This is a genomic window from Segatella sinensis (assembly GCF_040095255.1).
GTDB lineage: Bacteria > Bacteroidota > Bacteroidia > Bacteroidales > Bacteroidaceae > Prevotella > Prevotella sinensis.
On sequence record NZ_JBBNGE010000137.1, the window covers coordinates 1 to 621 of the forward strand.

Consider the following 621-nt stretch of genomic DNA (forward strand, 5'->3'; position numbering starts at 1 on the left):
GCAGTGTGTGACCCTTGTGGCCAGGCTGTCCACCGCTCGGCTTTCCGCTTGGCTTGCGAAGAGACTTTGTCCTGCGCAGCTCACGGGAAGCGATACTTTCTTGGGATGGAGGGATACTGCTGTTACTGCTGTTTTTCTCGGGCTTTCCTGGTGTACTTGATGTATCGTCATCAGCACCCTCGAGTTCCTTGATGCGCTTTTCAGCAACGGCTAGTTCAGCCTTTGTGGAAGCAAGTTCTGTCTTTAGATTATGTATCTCCACGTCCTTCTGGTTAATGACACGGTTGAGACGTCCGATCTCCTCAGTCTTCTCGGAGTCGGACTTCTCAAGTTTGCGCAGACGCTGGTTTATCTGGCGCAAAACAACATCTATGTCAGTACAGTCGCTTGCCATTTTTTGGTGCAAAGATAAGCATTTATCTCCACATGGCAAAATCACGATTTACATCCCTTAACGCAGACTTTTGACTTACGGGGAATGCAAAAACGCATCTCCTGGCAGATAATCTGTTGAAGGGAGATAATAGACAAAGGAGACATGTTGGAGGCATCATCGGAAAAGAACTCGTTAAATGAACTGTTTTAAACAGCCTACGTCCTCATCGACTCAATCATTAAAAA

The 621-nt window shown here is 46.9% G+C and carries 1 pseudogene; it reads right to left on the bottom strand.

Annotated elements, in window-relative coordinates:
• Positions 1-394: pseudogene (locus AAAT87_RS15460) on the bottom strand (DUF6444 domain-containing protein); the annotation flags it as partial.
• Positions 395-621: the final 227 nt, after the last annotated feature.